Origin of the sequence: Ruegeria sp., assembly GCF_965221235.1 — a bacterium.
Classification (GTDB): Bacteria; Pseudomonadota; Alphaproteobacteria; order Rhodobacterales; family Rhodobacteraceae; genus Ruegeria.
In genome coordinates this window covers 41,388-60,816 of record NZ_CBDCRS010000001.1, presented here as the reverse complement: position 1 = coordinate 60,816, position 19,429 = coordinate 41,388, and the positions used below count along the sequence as shown (strand labels likewise).

Here is a 19,429-nt window from a genome sequence, read left to right as displayed (position 1 = left end):
ACACGACAATTTATGAAAGGCGGCCGCTATGGAGGTTTTCGCCACAGCTCTTCCTGCGCTTGGTGATGCGTGGGCTCTGATCCTGCAACCCATCGTTCTGGGCTATCTTGTGCTCGGAGTGGTCATGGGCTTGGCCGTGGGCGTTTTCCCGGGGCTCGGAGGCATCGCCGGCCTGTCGCTGCTGCTTCCTTTCATGTTCGGTATGGACCCGATCTTGGGTCTGGCTTTGATGATTGGGATGGTCGCGGTGGTGCCAACGTCGGACACGTTCGCGTCCGTCCTGATGGGCATTCCCGGCAGTTCCGCCTCGCAAGCGACGGTGCTGGACGGCTTCCCCATGGCCAAAAAGGGCGAGGCCGCGCGGGCGCTGTCGGCGGCCTTTTCCTCGTCCCTGTTCGGTGGGTTGGTCGGCGCGACCTTCCTGACCATGTTCATCCTGATCGCGCGGCCCATCGTTCTGGCCTTCGGTCTGCCCGAGATGCTGATGATCACAATTCTTGGGCTGTCGATGGTCGCGATTCTGGCAGGGCGTATCCCGCTGAAAGGAGTCGCCGCTGCCGGTTTGGGACTGATGGTAGGCACTATTGGTGAGGCCGATGCCGGCGGATCGCTACGCATGGCGACCTATGACATTCCCTATCTGACGGATGGCCTGAAGCTGGTCATCGTTGGTCTGGGCATCTTTGCCGTGCCCGAAATCGTCTCTCTCTTGCGACAGGATCGGTCGATTGCCAAAGGCGCCTCGCTGGGCGCCGGTTGGCTGGACGGTGTCAAAGACTGGTTCGCCAATATCTGGCTGTCGGTCCGCTGTTCGATCATCGGCGTGGTTGTCGGCGTCATTCCCGGCCTCGGAGGCTCAGTCGTTGACTGGATCGCTTACGGGCACTCGGTTCAATCCACCAAAGACAAGAGCAATTTCGGCAAAGGCGAAGTGCGCGGAGTCATCGGCCCTGAAAGCTCGAACAACGCCAAAGAGGGTGGGGGGCTGGTGCCGACCCTGCTGTTTGGCATTCCCGGTTCCGGCTCGATGGCGATCTTCATCGGCGCGGTGGCCCTGCTGGGGTCCGGTGATATCGAGGTCGGGCCGAGCATGCTGAAAGACAACCTCGACATCACCTATTCCATCGTTTGGCTGCTGGCGCTGGCCAACGTCGTGGGCACCATTCTGTGCATCGCGGCCTCGGGCGGGATCGCCAAGCTGACCACGATCCGCTTTACCTATCTGGCCCCGTTCCTGTTCATGCTGATCAGCTTTGCAGCCTTCCAATCGGGGCAAAACTTCGAAGACCTGTTGGCCTTGTTCGTGATCGGCCTCATCGGCATCTTCCTGCGCCGTTTCGACTGGTCGCGCCCAGCCTTCCTGATCGGTTTCGTTCTGTCGAACCCGGTTGAGAAGTTCACCAATCAGGCGTTCCAGATCGCCTCATTCCGGTTCCGCAAAAGCTTTGGCGAAGGGATGGAGTACGTCTTCAGCCCCATCGTCATCGTCCTGATTGTGGTCACAGTCGTCTCGGTCATTCTGGGCATCCGGCAGGCCAAGATGATCATGGCCGAAGGTGATGTTCAGGCAGGTACAAAGCGCGCGCCGCTGATCTTCCTGCTGGTGATCATGGCCTATCTGATTGTCGCTTTGGTCAACGCCAACATGATCCCCGACTACAACATGACCGACAAGATCATCCCGCTGGTGATCGGCAGCGTCTCGCTGTTCTGCTGCGTGATCCTTCTGATCCAGATGATGCGGCGGCCCGAGGGTGACGCGATCTTTGCCGACAAGGAAATCGCCGGTGAGGACGCCAGTGCGCCCCATGGTCTGTGGTCCACGCTGGCATGGTTCGCCAGCCTGATCGCCGCGACCTGGGTGGTGGGTTTCATCCTCGCGTTGCTGGGTTTCCTGATCGCGTTCTTCCGTATCCGGGCCGGGGCCAGCTGGCAGATGACGCTGATCCTGACCGCCTGCGGCATCGGTTTCATGTGCCTGATGGCTGGCGCTCTGAACCGCGATTTCCCGCCGGGCTTGTTGCAAGACATAGTCAGCTTGCCCTGGCCGTTGAAGTGAGGGATCCAAGATGACTCAAACCGCAATCCCTTACATTTTCATGCGTGGTGGCACGTCGAAAGGCCCATATTTCCGTCGCTCGGATTTGCCCGAAGATTTGGACACTTTGGCCGAGGTGCTGATCGCCGCCCTTGGGTCCGGGCAGTCGCTGAACATCGATGGCATCGGCGGTGGCGCGGCGGTGACCACGAAGGTCGCGATGCTGTCGGTCAGTGAGGATGACTGGGCCGATATCGACTATTTCTTCGCGCAGGTCTCGGTCGAGGAAAAGCTGGTCGATTTCAAACCCACCTGCGGCAATATCCTGTCCGGCGTTGCCCCCGCTGCGATTGAGATGGGGTTGTTCCAACCGCAGTGCGATGAGACTGAAGTCCGCATCAGAGCCGTCAATACCGGGGCTCGGGTCGTTGCCAAGGTGAATACACCCGGGGGCGAATTGACCTATGAGGGCGATGCGGAAATCGCCGGTGTCCCCGGTCATTCAGCGCCGGTGCAGCTGAGTTTCATGGGCGTCGCAGGCTCGGCAACCGGAGCTTTCCTGCCCACAGGCAACCTGCGCGATACCGTTCAGGGCATCGAATTGACTTGCATGGATGTTGCCATGCCAATGGCCATCGCCCGCGCCGTCGACTTCGGATTGACAGGCTATGAAAGTGCCGAGGAGCTGGACGCCAACCGCGTCTTTTTCGACCGGATGGAGGCTGTGCGGATTGAGGCCGGGGAACGGATGGGTATGGGAGACGTGTCCAAATCGGTGACCCCCAAATTCGGTCTTGTCGCGCCTGCCAGAGATGGCGGAACGCTCGCGGTGCGGTATTTCATGCCGTGGAAGACCCACCCGACCATGGCTGTCACCGGGGCGCAGTGCATGGCGTCCTGCGCTTTGACGCCCGGGACTGTTGCGGACGGTTTGCTGGATCGCCCCACTAACAGCCCGGCTGAAGTCATACTGGAACACGCCTCGGGCAAAATCGACGTGCTGGTCGATTTCTCTACCGACGACGGGTTCACCGTGAACGCGGCGGGCTTAGAGCCTGACCGAAAAGTAGTTGAAGGATATCATCGGGTTATGATTCTCTGAATTTTGCTGGCAAACGGAGGATCAGATGCCCTGGAATGATATCGCTCGCGCTCAACATACACGCAAAACGGACCGCTATCCAAGTGACATGTCAGACGATGAATGGTCGCTGGTCGAGCCAATGATTCCACCGGCACGGTCTGGCGGTCGTCCTCGAACGACGGATATGCGGGAAGTGATGAATGCGATTTTCTACATCGGATCGACAGGCTGCCAGTGGCGCGCTTTGCCGACAGACTTTCCTCCCATGACGACTGTACAGGGATATTTCTATAATTGGCGGAACGCGGGCTTGCTGGCGGCAATGAGTGATTTGCTGGTTGCTGCCGCTCGTGAATTGGAGGGCCGCGCTGCCGAGCCTACGGCGGGTGTGATTGATAGCCAAAGTGTGAAAACTACAGAAAGTGGAGGCATTTGCGGATATGACGCCGGCAAAAAGACCAAGGGGCGCAAGCGTCATATTGTGACGGACGTCCTTGGGCTTCTGCTGATTATCATCGTTCATGCCGCCAACATCCAGGACCGTGACGGCGCTCCCGATCTGCTCAAAGCGGTCGGCAAAAAATTCCCTTGTTTGCGCCATATTTTCGCCGATGGTGGGTATGCGGGGGATAAGCTCCGACAAGCCATGGGTGATGAGTGGACACTGGAAATAGTCAAGCGACCTAACAAGGCAAAAGGCTTCGTTCTTCTGCCCAAGCGATGGGTCGTTGAGCGCACTTTTGCATGGCTGGGAAGGTGTCGACGGTTGGCCAAAGACTGGGAACGCACAATCGAAAGCTCAACAGCCTGGGCGCTCGTTGCCAATATCCGCCTCCTGACACGCAGACTGGCAAGGCACTGCTATGCAACGTAAAACTTTAGATTCAGGCTCTTAGTTCGAACTGCGCGCAAGTTGGCGGACGGGCATGTTTATGTGCCGCAATCTGTTTGGAACGGGAGTTGATCAGGTGGCAGCTATACAGTATACTATGGTATACATAGAAGGAGGTCACGATGGACGACTATTCGGAATGCCTCGGTATCGCGCGTCAGGAGCTTAAGCTGGCGCAAGCGGCCTTGCGGCGGGATATGGCAGAATACCCAACGCCGATCGCCGGGTGCGATGAGCAGTTCAACCATCTGCTGGATCAAAGCGAACGGGTCCGAAACGCCCTGGCCGCCCTCGATGCACCGCATTTTGTGCCGACCCCAAGAAAGCTGAACACCGGGCAGGGTATTGAAAGCCGATGAACGTACACATTCTGGATGACTGGTTTGACACGCTGCGGGGCCTGTCGTGTTTTGAGAAACTCACCCACCATGAAGTGACAGTGTGGACAGATCATGTCGAAGACACTGACGTTCTGGCCGAGCGGTTGCAGGACGCGGAGGTGCTTGTCCTGTTCCGCGAACGCACCAAAGTCACTCGCGCCTTGCTGGAGAAATTACCGAACCTGAAACTGATCAGCCAGCGCAGCGTTTATCCTCATGTCGATGTTGAGGCCTGCACAGATCACGGCGTGTTGTTGTGTTCGAACATGCACGGCGGCACGCCGTCTTATGCCGCTGCGGAACTTACATGGGCGCTAGTTATGGCGGGGATGCGCGACTTGCCCGCGCAAATGGCCTCAATCAAGGAAGGGCGCTGGCAGGCCGGAGTGGGCAAGACGCTACGCGGTCGTCAGCTCGGGCTCTATGGCTATGGCCGGATTGCGCGGGCCGTTGCTGGTTATGCCGAGGCGTTTGGAATGAACGTGGTCTGGTGGTCGTCCGAAGAAGGCCGGGCGCGGGCGCAAGCGGATGGCGTGCAGGTCGCGCCCAACCGTGAAGCGTTCTTTGCCGACAGCGATGTCGTCTCAGTCCATGTGCGTCTGAAACCGGACACGCGCGGGATCATCACCGCATCGGATCTTGCGCAGATGCAGCCTGCGGCGATGTTTGTAAACACCTCAAGGGCCGGGTTGATCGCTCCGGGCGCTTTGCTTTCGGCACTGAACGCCGGTCGCCCCGGTAAAGCGGCGATTGATGTGTTCGATACTGAGCCACTGACAGATCCGACCGATCCGTTGTTGTCGCATCCCAACCTGATCGCGACCCCGCATATCGGCTTTGTAACCGAGGATGAGTTCGACCTGCAATTTGCGGATATTTTCGATCAGGTGAATGCCTTTGCCGAGGGCGCTCCGGTTCATATGATCAACCCCGAGGTCTGGACCACCGCAGAATAAGATTTGCGGCGAAGGGCGCGCCGATGATCACCAGCACGATCCTTGTCAGATGGCGGGTGATCACAAAGCCCAAATCTGCCCCCGGAACGATGGCCATAACCGTCATCTCGGCCTGCCCGCCGGGCGCGAAGGCCAGAAACGCCTCAATCGGCTGTCCAAGACCCAAGGCGGTGACAACAGCAGTAAAAGCCGCTGCCAGTACGGCCAGGACAACCACGTAGGCGCAGCTTGGCCGCGGAGATTGATGCTCCCACCGCCATGCCCGTAGTGGTTTGGACCGCCACTTAGGCCTGTCCAAACCCCTCCATCGGTGCGCGAGCAAGTGCTGCAATCAGGCAGGCGCTCATCGAGTCGAACAAGAAAGGCGGCGGCAAGTTCGACGCTCATATGGCTCCGGTACTCAGCATCGCAAGACTGAAGGTTAGCCCCGCTTTTTCCAAAGGGGGGCTGCGTTGATCCGAGTGGACAAAGGGCCTGTTTAGATATGGTTGACTTGATATGTATCCAGATGTATACAAGTGGACGCAAGAAGACAAGTGAGCGCTCGATGACGATCCAAGACGACCCGTTACAGCCTGGCCCGCAAGGCAATTCCGCCTATCAGCGCCTGCTGGATGAGATTCGGGACGGCCGCCTTCTACCGGGCGATCGCCTGCGCGAGATTGAACTGTCCGAGAGGCTGGGTGTCAGTCGCACTCCGGTACGCGAGGCGATCCGGCAACTGGAAGCCGACGGTCTGGTCACGCATGTTCCGCGGCAGGGCGCGACAGTGCGCAGTCTGGATTACGCCGAAGTCATGGAGCTGTATGAAATGCGCGCGGTGCTGGAGGGTACGGCCGCGCGTCTGGCGGCGCGGGCGGCTTCGGATGTTGAACTGGATGAACTGGACGTACTGAATGACCGTCTGGCCGAGGCAGGGACCGGCCCGGATGCTGCGCGGATCAACAGAATTTTCCACGCGACCCTTCTGGATGCAGCGAAGAACCGGTTTCTAACAAAATCCATGTTGTCCTTGCAGAAGGCGCTGTTGATCCTGGGTCCTTCGCAATTGCTGGATGCGGAACGGGCCGAGGTAGCGGTGGCTGAACACCGCCGTGTCATGGCGGCCCTAAAATCCCGTGATGGTGCGCTGGCTGAGACTGAAATGCGTGCTCACATCCACGCGGCACAACGTATGCGCATTCGCGCGTTGCAGGAACGCGACCGCACGACCGATCAAACTCAATAGGCAGAAACGACATGGCCCCCCATTCGGAAGCTTACGATATCGCTGTGATTGGCGGAGGAAACGCTGCTCTTTGCGCCGCGATGACTGCCGCTGAGGCCGGCGCGCGCGTTCTCATCCTTGAAACAGCGCCTAAACCCTATCGTGGCGGAAACTCCCGCCATACACGCAATTTCCGCTGTATGCATAGGGGCCCGTTGGGTCCGCTGATCGAAGAATACAGCGAAGACGAATACCTGTCAGACCTGCTGAAGGTCACCGGAGGGAAAACCGATAAAGATCTGGCGCGGCTCGCAATCAGAACGTCTGAGGAATGTCTGCCCTGGATGGAGGACCACGGTGTCCGATTCCAACCCTCATTGTCAGGGACATTGTCGCTGGCGCGAACCAATGCGTTCTTTATGGGCGGCGGTAAATCTCTGGTAAATGCTTATTACCGGACGGCGACTGGGTTGGGAGTCGAGGTTCTTTACGAAGCTGCTGTTACGCATCTGGAATTGAACGGCGATCGGATTGAATGGGTGGACTATACCCATGAAGGCCAATCCCATCGCATCATCCCCAAAGCCATCATTGTCGCCTCGGGCGGATTTCAGGCTGACACGGATTGGTTGACGCGTGCGTGGGGAGAACCTGCAAAGAACTTTCTGATCCGCGGCACACCCTACAATCGGGGCGTGGTTCTGGCTGATCTACTGGACCAAGGAGTAGAAAGCGTTGGTGACCCGACCCAGTGCCATGCCGTGGCCATTGATGGGCGTGCGCCGAAATTCGATGGCGGCATCGTCACGCGTTTAGATTGCGTGCCGTTTTCCATCGTCGTGAACAAAGACGCGGAGCGTTTTTATGACGAGGGCGAGGATGTCTGGCCCAAACGCTACGCGATCTGGGGGCGTCTGGTCGCGGCCCAGCCGGATCAGGTGGGGTATGTGATCATCGATGCAAAATCGCTGAACCTGTTCATGCCATCGGTATTCCCTCCGCTGAAAGCAGACACGCTAGAGGAATTGGCTGAGATGATGGGCCTGCCCGCGGAAAAGCTGAACGCAACAGTGGCCGGGTTCAACGCGGCTTGCGGCAACACAAGTGGTTTTCATCCGACCGAATTGGATGGGGTCGCGACCTCTGGCTTGACGCCACCCAAGACCAACTGGGCCCGCCCAATCACCGAGCCACCCTTCTACGGCTATTCGCTGCGCACTGGCGTGACCTTTACCTATTTGGGGCTGAAGGTTGACAGCGCAGCACAGTGTTCGACGCCAAACGGCAAGATCAAGAACCTTTGGGCAGCAGGTGAAACAATGGCCGGATCGATTTTGGGGCAGGGGTATCTGGCCGGGTTCGGCATGACGATTGGAACTGTCTTTGGACGCATCGCAGGACGTGAGGCCGCCGCATATGCAAACTGAACTGATTCAGGAAGCTCGCCGTCAAGCCGAGATCTGCAACGCCTGCCGGTATTGCGAAGGCTATTGCTCGGTTTTTCCGTCGCTGCATGCCGAGCGCGCATTCTCGGATGGCGATATAACGCAATTGGCCAACCTCTGCCACAACTGCCGAGGGTGCTACTACGCCTGCCAATACACAGCCCCACACGAGTTTGATCTGAACCTGCCCAAGGCGCTGGCAGAGGTCCGGCGGGACAGTTGGGAAAGCTTTGCCTGGCCGCAACCCCTCGCACGCCGGTTCCACACGCATGGCGGAGCCATCGCTCTGGCTCTGGTGGTCGGCTTCGCGCTTTTGTTTTGGGCCATTCGCATGATCGGTTCGGCTGGCGGCGAAGGTTTCTACGCAGTCCTTTCTCACAACGCTATGGTCGCGATCTTTGCCCCGGCGTTCCTTCTTCCACTCTTAAGCGTCGGCATCAGCTTGCGGCGCTACTGGCACGCGGTTGGAGGCAAACCGATCCAACCCGGCGACTTGAAATACGCTCTCAGCCGGTCAGCAAGGATGCAGGACTTGGCTGCCGGCCACGGAGAAGGTTGCAATTTTGAGGATGAAGATCGGTTTAGTCAGGCCCGCCGTCATGTGCATCATACGATCATGTACGGCTTTTTGTTGTGTTTCGCATCAACCTCAGCAGCTACGATCATGCACTACGGTTTCGGATTGCACGCGCCTTACGGATTCTGGTCACTGCCAAAGCTGTTTGGCGTATCAGGGGGCGTTTTGCTTACCTTTGGTTGCTGCGCGATGGTCCTGCTGAAAAAGAGATCTGACCGCAACCTCGGCGACGTTTCTGCCTGGGGCGGCGACATCGGATTTGTCTTGATATTGGGGTTTGTGGGGTTAAGCGGGCTTGTTCTCTACGCTCTAGGTTCATCGGCCTTGATGCCTGCGTTGCTTGCCATCCATCTTGGATCGGTCCTGACATTTTTCCTGCTGACGCCCTACACAAAAATGGCCCACGGCTTTTTCAGGCTCGCGGCTTTGGTAAGAGATGCGCAACGGAAAAGAGATGTGTCCGTGACCCGCTAACAGCTTGCAGCGCCTGCGAACTGCGAAAGTAAATGCAATAGGATCATATTTGCTTTTTAGGAAGACTGCGTTGCAACACTGCCAGTAGCGGTCAACATCTGGAAGCTTCGTACTTAACCCCGATTCTGCTTAAGCGAGGGTGAGGGGATTCCCAAATCTGGCGTGGCCTGATTCATTATCCGTAACCGAAACCAACGGATAGGAATGCCCCTCGTGAACACCTCTATCACTGCTTTGTTTTGCTGTATCGATGATTTTGCAAAAACCTTCGAAGATTGGGAAAAGCATCGCCTGATCGACACAGGCCGCCAGCGGCTGCGGTCCGGGAAACTCTCGCTCAGCGAGATGTTGTTCATCATGGTTCTGTTTCACGGCTCAGCTTACAAGGATTTCAAGCATTTCTGGCTTTATGGGGTGGAGATCGAATACCGGGACTGCTTTGGCGATTTGCCAAGCTATGGCCGGTTCGTCACACTGATGCCACGCCTGCTCGTGCCATTTTGCGTGCTGCTGCATTGTTTCCGTGGAGAAGAGACCGGACTCTATTTTGCCGACAGCACCAAGCTGGCGGTTTGCCATAACGCCCGGATCAGCCGCAACAAGGTGTTCAAAGGACTGGCCAAACGCGGGCGTAGCACCATGGGCTGGTTCTTCGGCTTCAAGCTGCACATGGTCATCAATAGCAAGGGCCAAGTTATGGCTGTGAAGATCACAGCCGGAAACACCGATGATCGCAAGCCGTTTGAGGCTATGGTTGCCGAACTGGACGGCAAGATGTTCGCCGACAAAGGCTACATATCAAAAGCGCTTTTTCGGCGTTTGTGGCAGCGCGGCCTGCATCTGATCACCGGCATTCGCCGCAACATGAAAAACTACCTGCTGCCGCTCTTGGACAAGATCCTGCTGCGCAAAAGGTTCATCATCGAAACCCTGTTCGACAAGCTCAAGTCTGGCATGGGATTGGAACACACGCGGCACCGATCACCAACCAATGCCTTCGTTCACGTGCTCTCCTGCGTTGTGGCCTACGTTCTGGCGCAGCCGAAGGTCAAAATGGGGAAAGTTGTCGTCCCAGACGTCATTCGAAGCATTCCCAACGTGACATGACCTTATCCGGAATTCGGGTTACTTAACTTGGCCGGTTGGGAAAGCGACGCTTTTTGGGATCAGCTGTCACATCTAATCAGACCAACAGTTCAAGACTCGCGTCCGGGAATTGGGACAGCACCAAGTCGACCCGTTCGGATGGAGTCACGCACAATGAAGTGGAAAGCCCATCTGCCATCGCAGCAGTTGGGGCAGAGACTGAAATAGCGTCGTGAAAAACCAAGCGGGACCTTGGATCAAAGATATGTCCTGACCCGTTCATCAGGAGCATCGCACCGGGTACCGAAGTGGCAACAGCGCGGTTGTGCAATTCTATTCTGCTCAGCATAACGTCATTTGGGCCGGCCAGTCCGACCTGCCAAGCAGCGCCGTCGGTGCGGTTGCCCAGTCCGGCAATTTCGCCCATGTTCACCAACACATTCTGCAAACCGAACGACCGTAACAGGTTGGCGATGCGATCCGTTATTTCTCCTTGTGCGATGCCATTCAGAGTTACTGCGGCGACACCCGGAATAGGCAATCGGATTTCGTCACGTGTCACTGACACCTTCTGCCAACCAACCGCTTCTTGGGCTGTTTGCAGGCCCAATTCACCAGTTCCATTAACGAGCGCGCTCCACAAAGGCTGAATTGTCGGATCAAACGCGCCTTCCGATACGTCGTGCAGAACGTCGCAGAGGCTGAGCAGGCTCAACAGCTCGGGCGAAGGGTGTTTCAACAGTCCGGAAGCGTTCAGGCGGCTCAATTCGGACTCGGGTCGATACAGGCTGAAGATCGCCTCTAGCCGATCCAACTCGGCTTCAACCGAAGCAAAGATCGGGGCGGCTTCGGTGTCGGTTACACCTTCAAGCCGCAAACTGGCTGGAGCTCCCAATGCAATCCCGCGCCAATGTGCGACAGGCCCAGCGATAGCGGGAATCGCGGCGCAGGCAGCCGAGATGGTCAGGAAACGGCGGCGGGTCAGGGCGATCATGCGGGGGTCTCCAGTTGCAGATCCAGATCGACGGGGCCCAGAACTTCGGTATCGGGGATGTCGGACAGAGGCAGAGCCGTGCCGCCATAATCGGCGATAAACGCCTCGGCCGCAGCGGAATCGCCAAAGGGCACCACTTCGCGCGCGCCCATGCCACCGGCAACATTCGCACCGACCACAAAGCTGGCATCGTTCGCGTCGATCCAGTTGGAAATCCCCGGTTGCAGCCAACTGGGGGCGACGCTCATGTCACTGACGTAAACGGCGGTGATCTTGGCATCACGTTCGGGGCTTTTGAGATAGGCCACCATGTCGCGTACCTGGGCAAAGAACAGGGGAGTGGGATAACCCTCCAGATGGATTTGTCCCTTTGGTCCTCCGTGTTCGGCGATATTCATCTGACAGAAGAAGCTCAGCGCGTCCGGGGTCAGGTCGACCGGATCGGGGGCCTCGGCCACTTCTTCTTTGCAAGCCGCCAGCGCGACCAGAGCGATCAGGGCAAGGTGTTTCATGGCTCAACCCTCCGGAAGGCGAGGCGGGCGAGGGCGAAGGCGATCACCGGCCAGATCAACAGCGAGGCAGGCGCGGCCCAGACGGGCAAGGCTTGCGCGGCCCCGGTCATGCCGGATGCCATGGCGACGCCTTCGGTTGCGACGATGTTCCACAGACGGAATGCGTCGGCCGGGTTGGCGACCATCACCCAGGGAAAGACGGATTGGGTGAAGCTGCCACCCTTATCCATGACGACGGCCCCCAACAGGCCCAGATCATAGAGGACGACAAAAACCAGCCAGAGCCCGGCCGACAGACCTGCGGCCGCCGTGGCGCTCCTTGCCAGGGCGGACAGCAGGTAACCCAGCGCCAGAAAGACGGCGCCCAGCAGGATGGATGTGAGGATGAGGCGGGCCAACGCCATCAGGCTGTCCGGCCCCGCACCGCCAAAGAAGGCGGCCACCGCGCCTGCGGTCCCGAACCCAACCGTCATGGCAAAGGCCAAAGCGGCCAGATGGGCGGTGAACTTGCCCAGCAGGATTTCTCCGCGTCCGGCCGGGTAGGACAGCAGCAGCGACAGGCTGCCTCGGTCCACGTCTCCGGCGATGGCGTCGAAGGAAATCATTAGCGCCAGCAAGGGTGCCAGATAGACCGACAATGTGGTCATCGAGGTGACCGAGATGGTCAGCATGTCGACGCCCAGCGTGCCCGTTGGGGCGCTGCCCGCGAATGTCAGCGCCAGTGCAAACAGCACCATGATCAGTGTGGCGACCAGCAGCCAGCGATTGCGGCGTAGGATCAGCATTTCTGTGCGGGTGATGGCGAGGAAGCGGGTCATTGCATCTCCTCTTGTGCGTAGTGGCGATAAAGGTCTTCCAGTTTCGGTGGCGTCATCTCGACATCCGCCACCGCGTCGCCCATACCTGCGATCCGGCGCAGGGCCTCCATCTTGTCATCAGGGGTGCAGAGCAGTTCTACCGATGCGCCGTTGATCCGGTTGCCGCCCAGTTCGGCGGCCAAGGCCTCGGGATTGGCGCTGGCGCGGACCTTCAGGCGGATCGGCAGACCGGCCAGTTCTGACAGGTTCGTCAGCGTGTCGTCGGCCACCATCTGACCCTTGCGCATGATGGCAATGCGGTCGGTACGGGCCTCAACTTCGGTCAGGGCGTGGGAGGCAATCAGAACGGCGGTGCCTTGCGCGGCCAGTTCGTCGATGATGGCATATAGATCCTGCCGGGAAATCGGGTCTAACCCGCTGGTCGGCTCGTCCAACAGCGCCACTGTTGGCTGACCCAGCAACACTTGAGCTAGACCCAGTCGTTGGCGCATCCCCTTGGAATAGGCTCCGATCCGGCGGTCCAAAGCATCGCTCAGGCCAACGCGTTCCAACAAGCCCGGCACGTCGGCTTTCGTGCCAGACAATTTCGCAAACAGCATCAACTGCTCGCGCCCGGTCAGGGCCGGGTGAAACGACACTGCTTCGGGCAGATAGGCCGTCTCGCGCCGCGCCTGCGCGCTGCCGGGGGTGGCATTTCCGATCCGAATGGCTCCGCCACGAATCGGCGTCAGGCCGAGGATGGATTTAATCAATGTCGACTTGCCTGCGCCGTTGTGGCCCAGCAGCGCGACGCGCTGTCCGGGGGCAAGAGATAGGGTGATGTCGTCAAGAACGCGGGTTTTCCCTCGGTTCTTGCAGACGTTGTTTATCGTCAGGGCCTTATCCGTCATGAGGCACCTTTTTCATAGCTGGGGGTTCAGGGGCTTGCATCAATGGGTTGCTGTCCATCACGCCGCCCGGCAGCAGGGCCGGGAAAGCCGATTGCGACCAGCGCACCAGCTGCACGGCGGGAGAGCCGAGCAGCAATTTGGCTGCGGGTTGGGTCCACAGCACATGGTCCATCGAGTCATTGGGGCGATAGGGGGCGTCGGCGATGCCGTTACCATCCACATCAAAGGCGGCGAAATCGGACCAATAGTTTCCGCGGCCATCCTCGGACCACTCGACCCATTTGGTCGAGACGTATTTCACTTGGGTCCGGTTGCCGACAAAGGAATTGCCGACGATCCGGTTGCGCTCGGACCCAGCGGTAAAGTGGATACCGATACCGCATCCCTGGAACCAGTTGTCGGTGAACTCGTTCTTGTTCGAGTTATAGAGGAAGGTGCATTTCTCTTTCGCGCCTTTTACAACATTGCCGGTGATGACGCTCTTGTTGGCATAGTTCAGCATCACGCCATGTTCGCGATCACCGATCGAGACATTGTTGGCCACGGTCACATTGGTCGTAAACATCACCGCATAGCCCAGATCGTTACCGATCGAGACATTGTCACTGACGACCGAGTTGTCGGCATACATGTAATGCACGGCAAAACGCAGATCGCGGAACAGGTTGCCGGTGAATGTGTTCTTCTTGGACGAGTTCACAAAGATCCCGTCGCGCCCATACCGAATATCATTCGATTCGACCCGCGCACCCGGCGCGTTCCAGACATAGACACCATTGCCGCGCGCGTTCATGTGGCGGTCCTGCCGCCCTTCGATCCGATTGCGCCGCACGATGCTGTCTTTGGCACCGTGAATGTCGATGCCATAGAGATTGCCAAGAAGCACGTTGTCCTCGACCACCGGCGCGTGGGCCGTCTTGGTCAGTTGGATGCCACTGTCGATCCCGTCATGGTCCGAGCCCGAGCCGATCACTGTCAGCCTGCGCACGGTCACGCCCGGCCCGGTCACGGTGATGACGCTGCCCTCGCCTTGTCCGTCAATCGTGGCCTGTCCCAGCCCATCAATTGTGATGGGCCGGTCCAATACCAGCGTTTCGGCGTAAACACCGGGGCTCAGGCGGAGGGTGTCTCCATCCGCCGCCTGTGCCAGTATCTCGTTGATGGCCCCCGCCCGGTTGGGCACATCCCAATCCGCCGCCCAAAGGGGCGAGCCGAGCAGGAGCGGTATGAGCAAGGACCAACGCATGGCTTATGCGCTCCGCGGTTCAACAAACATCCGGCCGCGCATTTCCATGTGCAGCGCGTGGCAGAACCACTGGCAATAGTACCAGTGCACGCCCGGACGGTCGGCAATGAACGTGACCGAGGCGGTCGCCTGCGGCCCGATCTCCATCGCGATGCCAAAGTTCGACAGGCACAGCCCGTGGGTCACGTCATCCACGTCATCGAGGTTGGTGACATAGATGGTCACCTCGTCACCCTGTTTGACGGTGAATTTCTCCATGCTGAACACAGGCGCGACCGAAGTCATGTAGACGCGAACCTTGTTGCCATCCCGGATCGGCTCTTCGGCACCGTAATCCAGATCGACACCGTCAGCCTCGGCCTGTTTGCGCGCGTCTTCCCACATCGGGTCGTTGCGATCCCACACGTTGACCGGGTTCACCTTGGACCGGTGAACAAGGATCGAGTCGTGCGGCTCGGCAAAGGTCGGGCCGTCATGGACCACCTTCATCTTGTCACCCGAGATGTCGATCAGCTGCTCGTTTTCAGGCTTCAGCGGACCCACATTCAGGAAGCGGTCTTTCGAGAACTTGTTCATCGAAATCAGCCACTTGCCATCGGCCTCAGCGGTCTCACCCATCGAGGTCGAGTTGTGGCCCGGCTGATATTGCACATCCACCTTGTCAAGGATCGGATCAACGTCCGCACCGCCATAGGCTTCGATGGCTTTGGCGATGTCCCACTTCACAACCTGGCTGTCCAAGAACAGCGTGGTGAAGGCATTGCCCTTGCCGTCAAACGCGGTGTGAAGCGGACCAAGGCCCAGCTGCGGTTCAGCAACGATGGTCGAGCGCGGATCGGCGTTGTCGGCAAACAGCGCATCGACTTTTTCCACATCGATCACTGAAACGGTTGGCGATAGTTTCCCGTTGATCATGATGTGTTTCTTGTCGGGCGCGGCGTTCACACCGTGCGGCGAGTTCGGGATCGGGATATAGCGGGTCAGGTTGCCGCCGGCCTCTTTGCGGCCGTCCACAACTTTGACGCCGTTCAGTTCCTGATAGTTCCCGGCGGCCACAGCCTCTTCGATGCCTTTGAGGTTGAACACGACCACATGGTCCAGCTCGTTCTCGGTCATCTCGGCCAGGTTCATGCCCATTTCCGAGTTATACGAGGTCGAAAAGGCGTATTTGCCCTGATAGTCGCAATCCGTGTTGTCGAGGTTGCCCGAGACCATCACCTGCCACGCGATTTCCATCGTATCACCGTCAATGGCGGTGAAGATGTTCACATATTGCGACGGATCGTCGAGGATCTGGCCGTCATTGACCAGCGGTGCCTCGTGTTCGCCATTGGCGAAGATGTAACCGGTGCGCGGGTATTTCTGCGGGCGCAGACCGTGGATGTCATGCGCGTTCGGGATCTCGATGATCTTGTCGCATTTCATCACGTCGCAGCGCACGCGGGCCACGCGGGTGTTGGCCTTGTCGTTCATGAACAGATAGCGGCCATCATAGGTGCCATCGGTGAAGGACATATGCGGGTGGTGCAGGTCGCCGTTGTCGTAAGTGACCTTGCCGTTTGCGGCCAGATATTCCTTGGTTTCGGGCAGCAGGCCCTCGGTCAGGATTTTCAGCGATTCATTGGTCTGGCCCCAACCGGTGGCCGAGCAGCGGTTGAACACCGGAACGCGCATCAGTTCGCGCATGGACGGCACACCGAGAATACGCAGCTCACCGGTCTGGCCCGAGGACCAGAAGCCGTAATATTCGTCCAGTTCACCCGGTTCCAGATGCGCATTCGCAGCAGCACTAGCTTCGCGCGCGGTCATCAGGGTCGAGCCCAGACCGGTCCCGGCAATCACCGCGCCGGTGGCGGTTGCGCCCAGCATCCCGCGGCGTGTGATGTTCAGTTTGTTTTCATTGTCCGACATGATCGTTCCTCCTTTTTAGGAAACGGATTGCGGTTTGGCGTTTGGATGGTTCGCCGGTGGTTGTCCGAGAGGGGTCTTCATCTGGACCGACCCTGTCTTGGCCCGCCGTTTCAGCTGGCGGATAACGACAGGACATTTGTCCTCGGACTGGTAGAGCACCTGACAATGCAGGCAGGTGACGCACTCGTTCGGATTGATCTCACCGGTAGGGTGGATCGCCTGAACGGGGCATTCGTTGGCGCAGGTCTGACAGGGGGTGCCGCAATCCTTGTAGCGGCGCAGCCAGTCGAACATGCGGATACGGGCGGGGATCGCCAGCGCTCCGCCCAGCGGGCAGAGGTAGCGGCAGTAGAACCGTTCGATGAACAGCCCGATCCCCAGCAGGGTCAGCGCAAAGACCACAAACGGCCAGTCGCGCATGAATTTCAGGATGATCGCGGTCTTGAACGGCTCGATCTCGGCATATTTCTCGGCCAGCGGGATCGAGACAAAGCTGATGCCGAAGAGCACGAGGAAGATCATGTATTTCGCAGGCCAGAGGCGTTCGTTCAGGCCCCAGGGCAGGGTCCATTGCGGGACTTTCAGCGCGCGCGCGATCTTGTTGGTCAGTTCCTGCAAGGCACCGAACGGGCACAGCCAGCCGCAATAGGCTCCGCGTCCCCAGAACAGCAGCGCGGCGGCGACGGCGAACCATTGGATAAAGACCAGCGGATCGAGCAGGAAGGCGTCCCAGCTGAACCCGGTGCGCAGACTGCCCGCCAGCGCCATCAGGTTCACCACGCTCAGCTGCGCATTGGCGTACCAGCCGATGAAGAACAGCGTCATGGTCAGGAAGCCGATGCGGAACCAGTAGAAGACACGCGCGTTCATCGTGGCGTGGAATTGGAAGAAGAACGTGGCGGTCAGCACCAGCAGCATGATGCCGAGGACTACGATCTCGACCACGCGGTCATTCCAGATACGTTGCCACAGGGCGGCTTTGGCGGCAGCCTCGCCGGTGGCGTCATCGACCACGACAGGGGTGGCGACCGGCAGCAGGTAGTGTTCTGGCAGTTTGTAACCCAGATCGAAGGTCAGAAAGGTTTTTTCAACCGCACCCACGGCGCGTTGCACCAGCAGTTGCAGGCGGAAGGGCTCGGCCGGGTCAAACTCGGCATCGGCGGGGATTTTGAAGATATCCAGCTCGGTGAAGCTGGGCGCATCCGGGGCGGCAACCTCGCCCAGACGGCGCTGTTGCTTGTCAAAGAACCGTACCGAACTGTCACCCTGGATCAGCTGAATCCGGTCAAAAATACCACCTCGGACATAGCCCGATCCCTTAAAGCTGTAGGCTCCGCGACCCAGCACCAGAATGGCCTGTTCGCCTTCGTCCAGCCAATCCACGAGGTTCCGATACTCGGCCTCACCCAGCAGAGACTTTCCGATTGAGGGCACCGAGACTAGCGCCATGTGCATGTCGATGAACGTCTCGTCGGGTTCGCCCGGCTCAGGCCGCTTGATCGCACGCTGATCGCCCGTGGCCTCGAACGCGGCATTGACCTGTCCGATATCCAGCGTCAGCCGCCGGACCGAGCCGTCGCCGGACAGCGTGGTCCAGTCATAGACCGCGTCCTGTGCCAGATCGACTTCGCGCTTTGGCCCGTCAGCCTGTAGCGGAGACAAACCGCCCAGCCCCAGCGCGCGGGCCACTTTGATCCCGCCCCGCACGAGGCTGTCGTCGATCACCATGATCGTGACCGTCGCACCCGAGATGATGTCGAGGTCATGCCCCTCACCACCGGTTTCGGCCTCTACCTTCAGGTCCAAACCTGCGTAGCCTTCGGTCAGCTCGACCATGCGCGCGTTTGGGATACCAATCAGAACGATAGGTTCTGAGTGCTTGACGAGCTTCACACCGGTCAGCACCGCATCATGATCGATGCCGGCGACCACGTGGATGGGTTTGCCGGAATAACCGGTGGTGCCCACAAAATCGGAAGTCAGGAATGCCCAGGCAACAGTCTCACCGCCCTTGAGGACCGGTGCAACCGGCACGTCATCGCGGACCGGGCCAAAGGCATCGGCACCGGGGGCCAGATCGTTGGGTTCAATCTCGGGTAGGAAGCTGGCAAGGCTGTCGGCATGGGCACTGATCGCCATCAGGCAGGACAGGGCTAAGGCCAGCAGAAATTGGAATGCGTGATTTACGACCACGGCGCACCTCCGAAATTTAAGGTGGATGCCATGGGCGCGCGCAAGGCGCGTTCAATTGCTTTTTGCGTTCTTCGCGGGGGGCCTCGGGTTTCGGGCCACAACTGATCAGAGCCGTGCACCGCGCAAGACTTAACTTTCTGAACCTGCGCGATATGCACGTTTCCGATTTGCGCTATCCGCGCCAGCTCGGGCACGGGGGCTGCGCTGGTAATGGCGCAAAGCGCGCAATCGGCACATTTCGGGCAGGTCGCGGTCGGGTCGTCGGTATCCTCCTCAAGATCAACCTCGACCCAGACCGCGCCGCCTTCCGAGCAGATCTCCACCCAGACACTTTCACCGGGACTCGCCAGCGCCGGTCCAAAGGTCTGCAACAACAGAAGGAATATGCCCGCCAACCCAGCCACCGCGCGAACGGCGCGGGCAGGGAGATTGTGCAAAGGGATCAAGGCAGGCATGGAGTCTCCGACTCGGAAAGCTATGCCTTGGTGTTATGGGAAACGACCGAGTCGTTACTTGACTTAGGTTAGGTGCAGCAAAATTCTGAGTTTTCCCGCAAAATCAACTGTCTGCCTCATCCATCAACCCGCGCAACCATCGCCCTGCCAGCCAGGTTGCCGGGACACCCAGAGGGATTGACCAGATCAGTGCTGTTACGGGTTCGATCACGCCGAACCCCAAGCCATGAGCGATCAGTCCGGCCAGAAACAGGTTGATGGCAACGGCCAA

18 protein-coding genes and 1 pseudogene are annotated in these 19,429 nt (G+C 58.9%); 9 read left to right on the top strand and 10 right to left on the bottom strand.

Annotated elements, in window-relative coordinates:
* Positions 1 to 28: 28 nt before the first annotated feature.
* The 5 genes from ACOQOY_RS00295 (at position 29) to ACOQOY_RS00275 (ending at position 5,350) form a co-directional block, all read left to right on the top strand.
* Positions 29 to 2,059 (top strand): tripartite tricarboxylate transporter permease, encoded by a 2,031-nt coding sequence (locus ACOQOY_RS00295; protein WP_420583496.1) that lies wholly within the window; start codon positions 29 to 31, stop codon positions 2,057 to 2,059.
* Positions 2,060 to 2,069: 10 nt separating this feature from the next.
* Positions 2,070 to 3,140 (top strand): PrpF domain-containing protein, encoded by a 1,071-nt coding sequence (locus tag ACOQOY_RS00290; RefSeq protein ID WP_420583495.1) that lies wholly within the window; start codon positions 2,070 to 2,072, stop codon positions 3,138 to 3,140.
* Positions 3,141 to 3,165: 25 nt separating this feature from the next.
* Positions 3,166 to 3,996, top strand: coding sequence for an IS5 family transposase (locus ACOQOY_RS00285; protein WP_420583494.1), 831 nt, complete (start codon positions 3,166 to 3,168; stop codon positions 3,994 to 3,996).
* 140 nt (positions 3,997 to 4,136) lie between these two features.
* A complete protein-coding gene (locus ACOQOY_RS00280) occupies positions 4,137 to 4,373 on the top strand; it encodes a hypothetical protein (RefSeq protein WP_420583493.1) in 237 nt (78 codons plus the stop codon).
* Entirely contained in the window at positions 4,370 to 5,350 is a 981-nt protein-coding gene (locus tag ACOQOY_RS00275) for a D-2-hydroxyacid dehydrogenase family protein (protein ID WP_420583492.1), read from the top strand. The genes ACOQOY_RS00280 and ACOQOY_RS00275 overlap by 4 nt, the downstream gene beginning before the upstream one ends.
* Here ACOQOY_RS00275 and ACOQOY_RS00270 read toward each other — a convergent pair.
* Positions 5,319 to 5,573 (bottom strand): annotated as a pseudogene (locus ACOQOY_RS00270) (AbrB family transcriptional regulator); the annotation flags it as partial. The gene ACOQOY_RS00275 and the pseudogene ACOQOY_RS00270 sit on opposite strands and share 32 nt — an antisense overlap.
* 324 nt (positions 5,574 to 5,897) lie before the next feature.
* Between ACOQOY_RS00270 and ACOQOY_RS00265 the strand changes: the two are divergent.
* The 4 genes from ACOQOY_RS00265 to ACOQOY_RS00250 all read left to right on the top strand — a co-directional run bounded on the left by ACOQOY_RS00265 (position 5,898) and on the right by ACOQOY_RS00250 (position 10,160).
* Positions 5,898 to 6,578, top strand: a complete 681-nt coding sequence (locus tag ACOQOY_RS00265; RefSeq protein ID WP_420583491.1) for a GntR family transcriptional regulator — start codon at positions 5,898 to 5,900, stop codon at positions 6,576 to 6,578.
* 11 nt (positions 6,579 to 6,589) lie between these two features.
* Positions 6,590 to 7,984, top strand: coding sequence for an FAD-dependent tricarballylate dehydrogenase TcuA (tcuA, locus tag ACOQOY_RS00260; RefSeq protein ID WP_420583490.1), 1,395 nt, complete (start codon positions 6,590 to 6,592; stop codon positions 7,982 to 7,984).
* Entirely contained in the window at positions 7,974 to 9,053 is a 1,080-nt protein-coding gene (gene tcuB, locus ACOQOY_RS00255; protein ID WP_420583489.1) for a tricarballylate utilization 4Fe-4S protein TcuB, read from the top strand. Before tcuA ends, tcuB begins: the two co-directional genes overlap by 11 nt.
* Before the next feature lie 225 nt (positions 9,054 to 9,278).
* Complete coding sequence (locus tag ACOQOY_RS00250) at positions 9,279 to 10,160, top strand: IS982 family transposase (protein WP_420583515.1); 882 nt, start codon at positions 9,279 to 9,281, stop codon at positions 10,158 to 10,160.
* Positions 10,161 to 10,236: 76 nt separating this feature from the next.
* On the opposite strand, the gene ACOQOY_RS00245 is transcribed toward ACOQOY_RS00250, so the two are convergent.
* The 9 genes from ACOQOY_RS00245 to ACOQOY_RS00205 form a co-directional block, all read right to left on the bottom strand.
* Positions 10,237 to 11,133 (bottom strand): FAD:protein FMN transferase, encoded by an 897-nt coding sequence (locus ACOQOY_RS00245; protein WP_420583488.1) that lies wholly within the window; start codon positions 11,131 to 11,133, stop codon positions 10,237 to 10,239.
* Positions 11,130 to 11,645 carry a nitrous oxide reductase accessory protein NosL gene (locus ACOQOY_RS00240; protein WP_420583487.1) on the bottom strand — a complete coding sequence of 172 codons (516 nt, stop codon included), beginning with the start codon at positions 11,643 to 11,645 and terminating at the stop codon, positions 11,130 to 11,132. Before ACOQOY_RS00240 ends, ACOQOY_RS00245 begins: the two co-directional genes overlap by 4 nt.
* Complete coding sequence (locus ACOQOY_RS00235) at positions 11,642 to 12,463, bottom strand: ABC transporter permease (protein ID WP_420583486.1); 822 nt, start codon at positions 12,461 to 12,463, stop codon at positions 11,642 to 11,644. The genes ACOQOY_RS00240 and ACOQOY_RS00235 overlap by 4 nt, the downstream gene beginning before the upstream one ends.
* A complete protein-coding gene (locus ACOQOY_RS00230) occupies positions 12,460 to 13,353 on the bottom strand; it encodes an ABC transporter ATP-binding protein (protein ID WP_420583485.1) in 894 nt (297 codons plus the stop codon). Before ACOQOY_RS00230 ends, ACOQOY_RS00235 begins: the two co-directional genes overlap by 4 nt.
* A complete protein-coding gene (locus ACOQOY_RS00225) occupies positions 13,343 to 14,599 on the bottom strand; it encodes a nitrous oxide reductase family maturation protein NosD (RefSeq protein ID WP_420583484.1) in 1,257 nt (418 codons plus the stop codon). Before ACOQOY_RS00225 ends, ACOQOY_RS00230 begins: the two co-directional genes overlap by 11 nt.
* 3 nt (positions 14,600 to 14,602) lie before the next feature.
* Positions 14,603 to 16,510 carry a TAT-dependent nitrous-oxide reductase gene (gene nosZ / locus ACOQOY_RS00220; RefSeq protein WP_420583483.1) on the bottom strand — a complete coding sequence of 636 codons (1,908 nt, stop codon included), beginning with the start codon at positions 16,508 to 16,510 and terminating at the stop codon, positions 14,603 to 14,605.
* A gap of 15 nt (positions 16,511 to 16,525) precedes the next feature.
* Positions 16,526 to 18,649, bottom strand: a complete 2,124-nt coding sequence (locus tag ACOQOY_RS00215; RefSeq protein ID WP_420583514.1) for a 4Fe-4S binding protein — start codon at positions 18,647 to 18,649, stop codon at positions 16,526 to 16,528.
* 44 nt (positions 18,650 to 18,693) lie between these two features.
* On the bottom strand, positions 18,694 to 19,158 hold the full coding sequence (locus tag ACOQOY_RS00210) for a DUF2946 family protein (protein WP_420583482.1): 465 nt from the start codon (positions 19,156 to 19,158) through the stop codon (positions 18,694 to 18,696).
* Positions 19,159 to 19,261: 103 nt separating this feature from the next.
* Complete coding sequence (locus ACOQOY_RS00205) at positions 19,262 to 19,429, bottom strand: hypothetical protein (RefSeq protein ID WP_420583481.1); 168 nt, start codon at positions 19,427 to 19,429, stop codon at positions 19,262 to 19,264.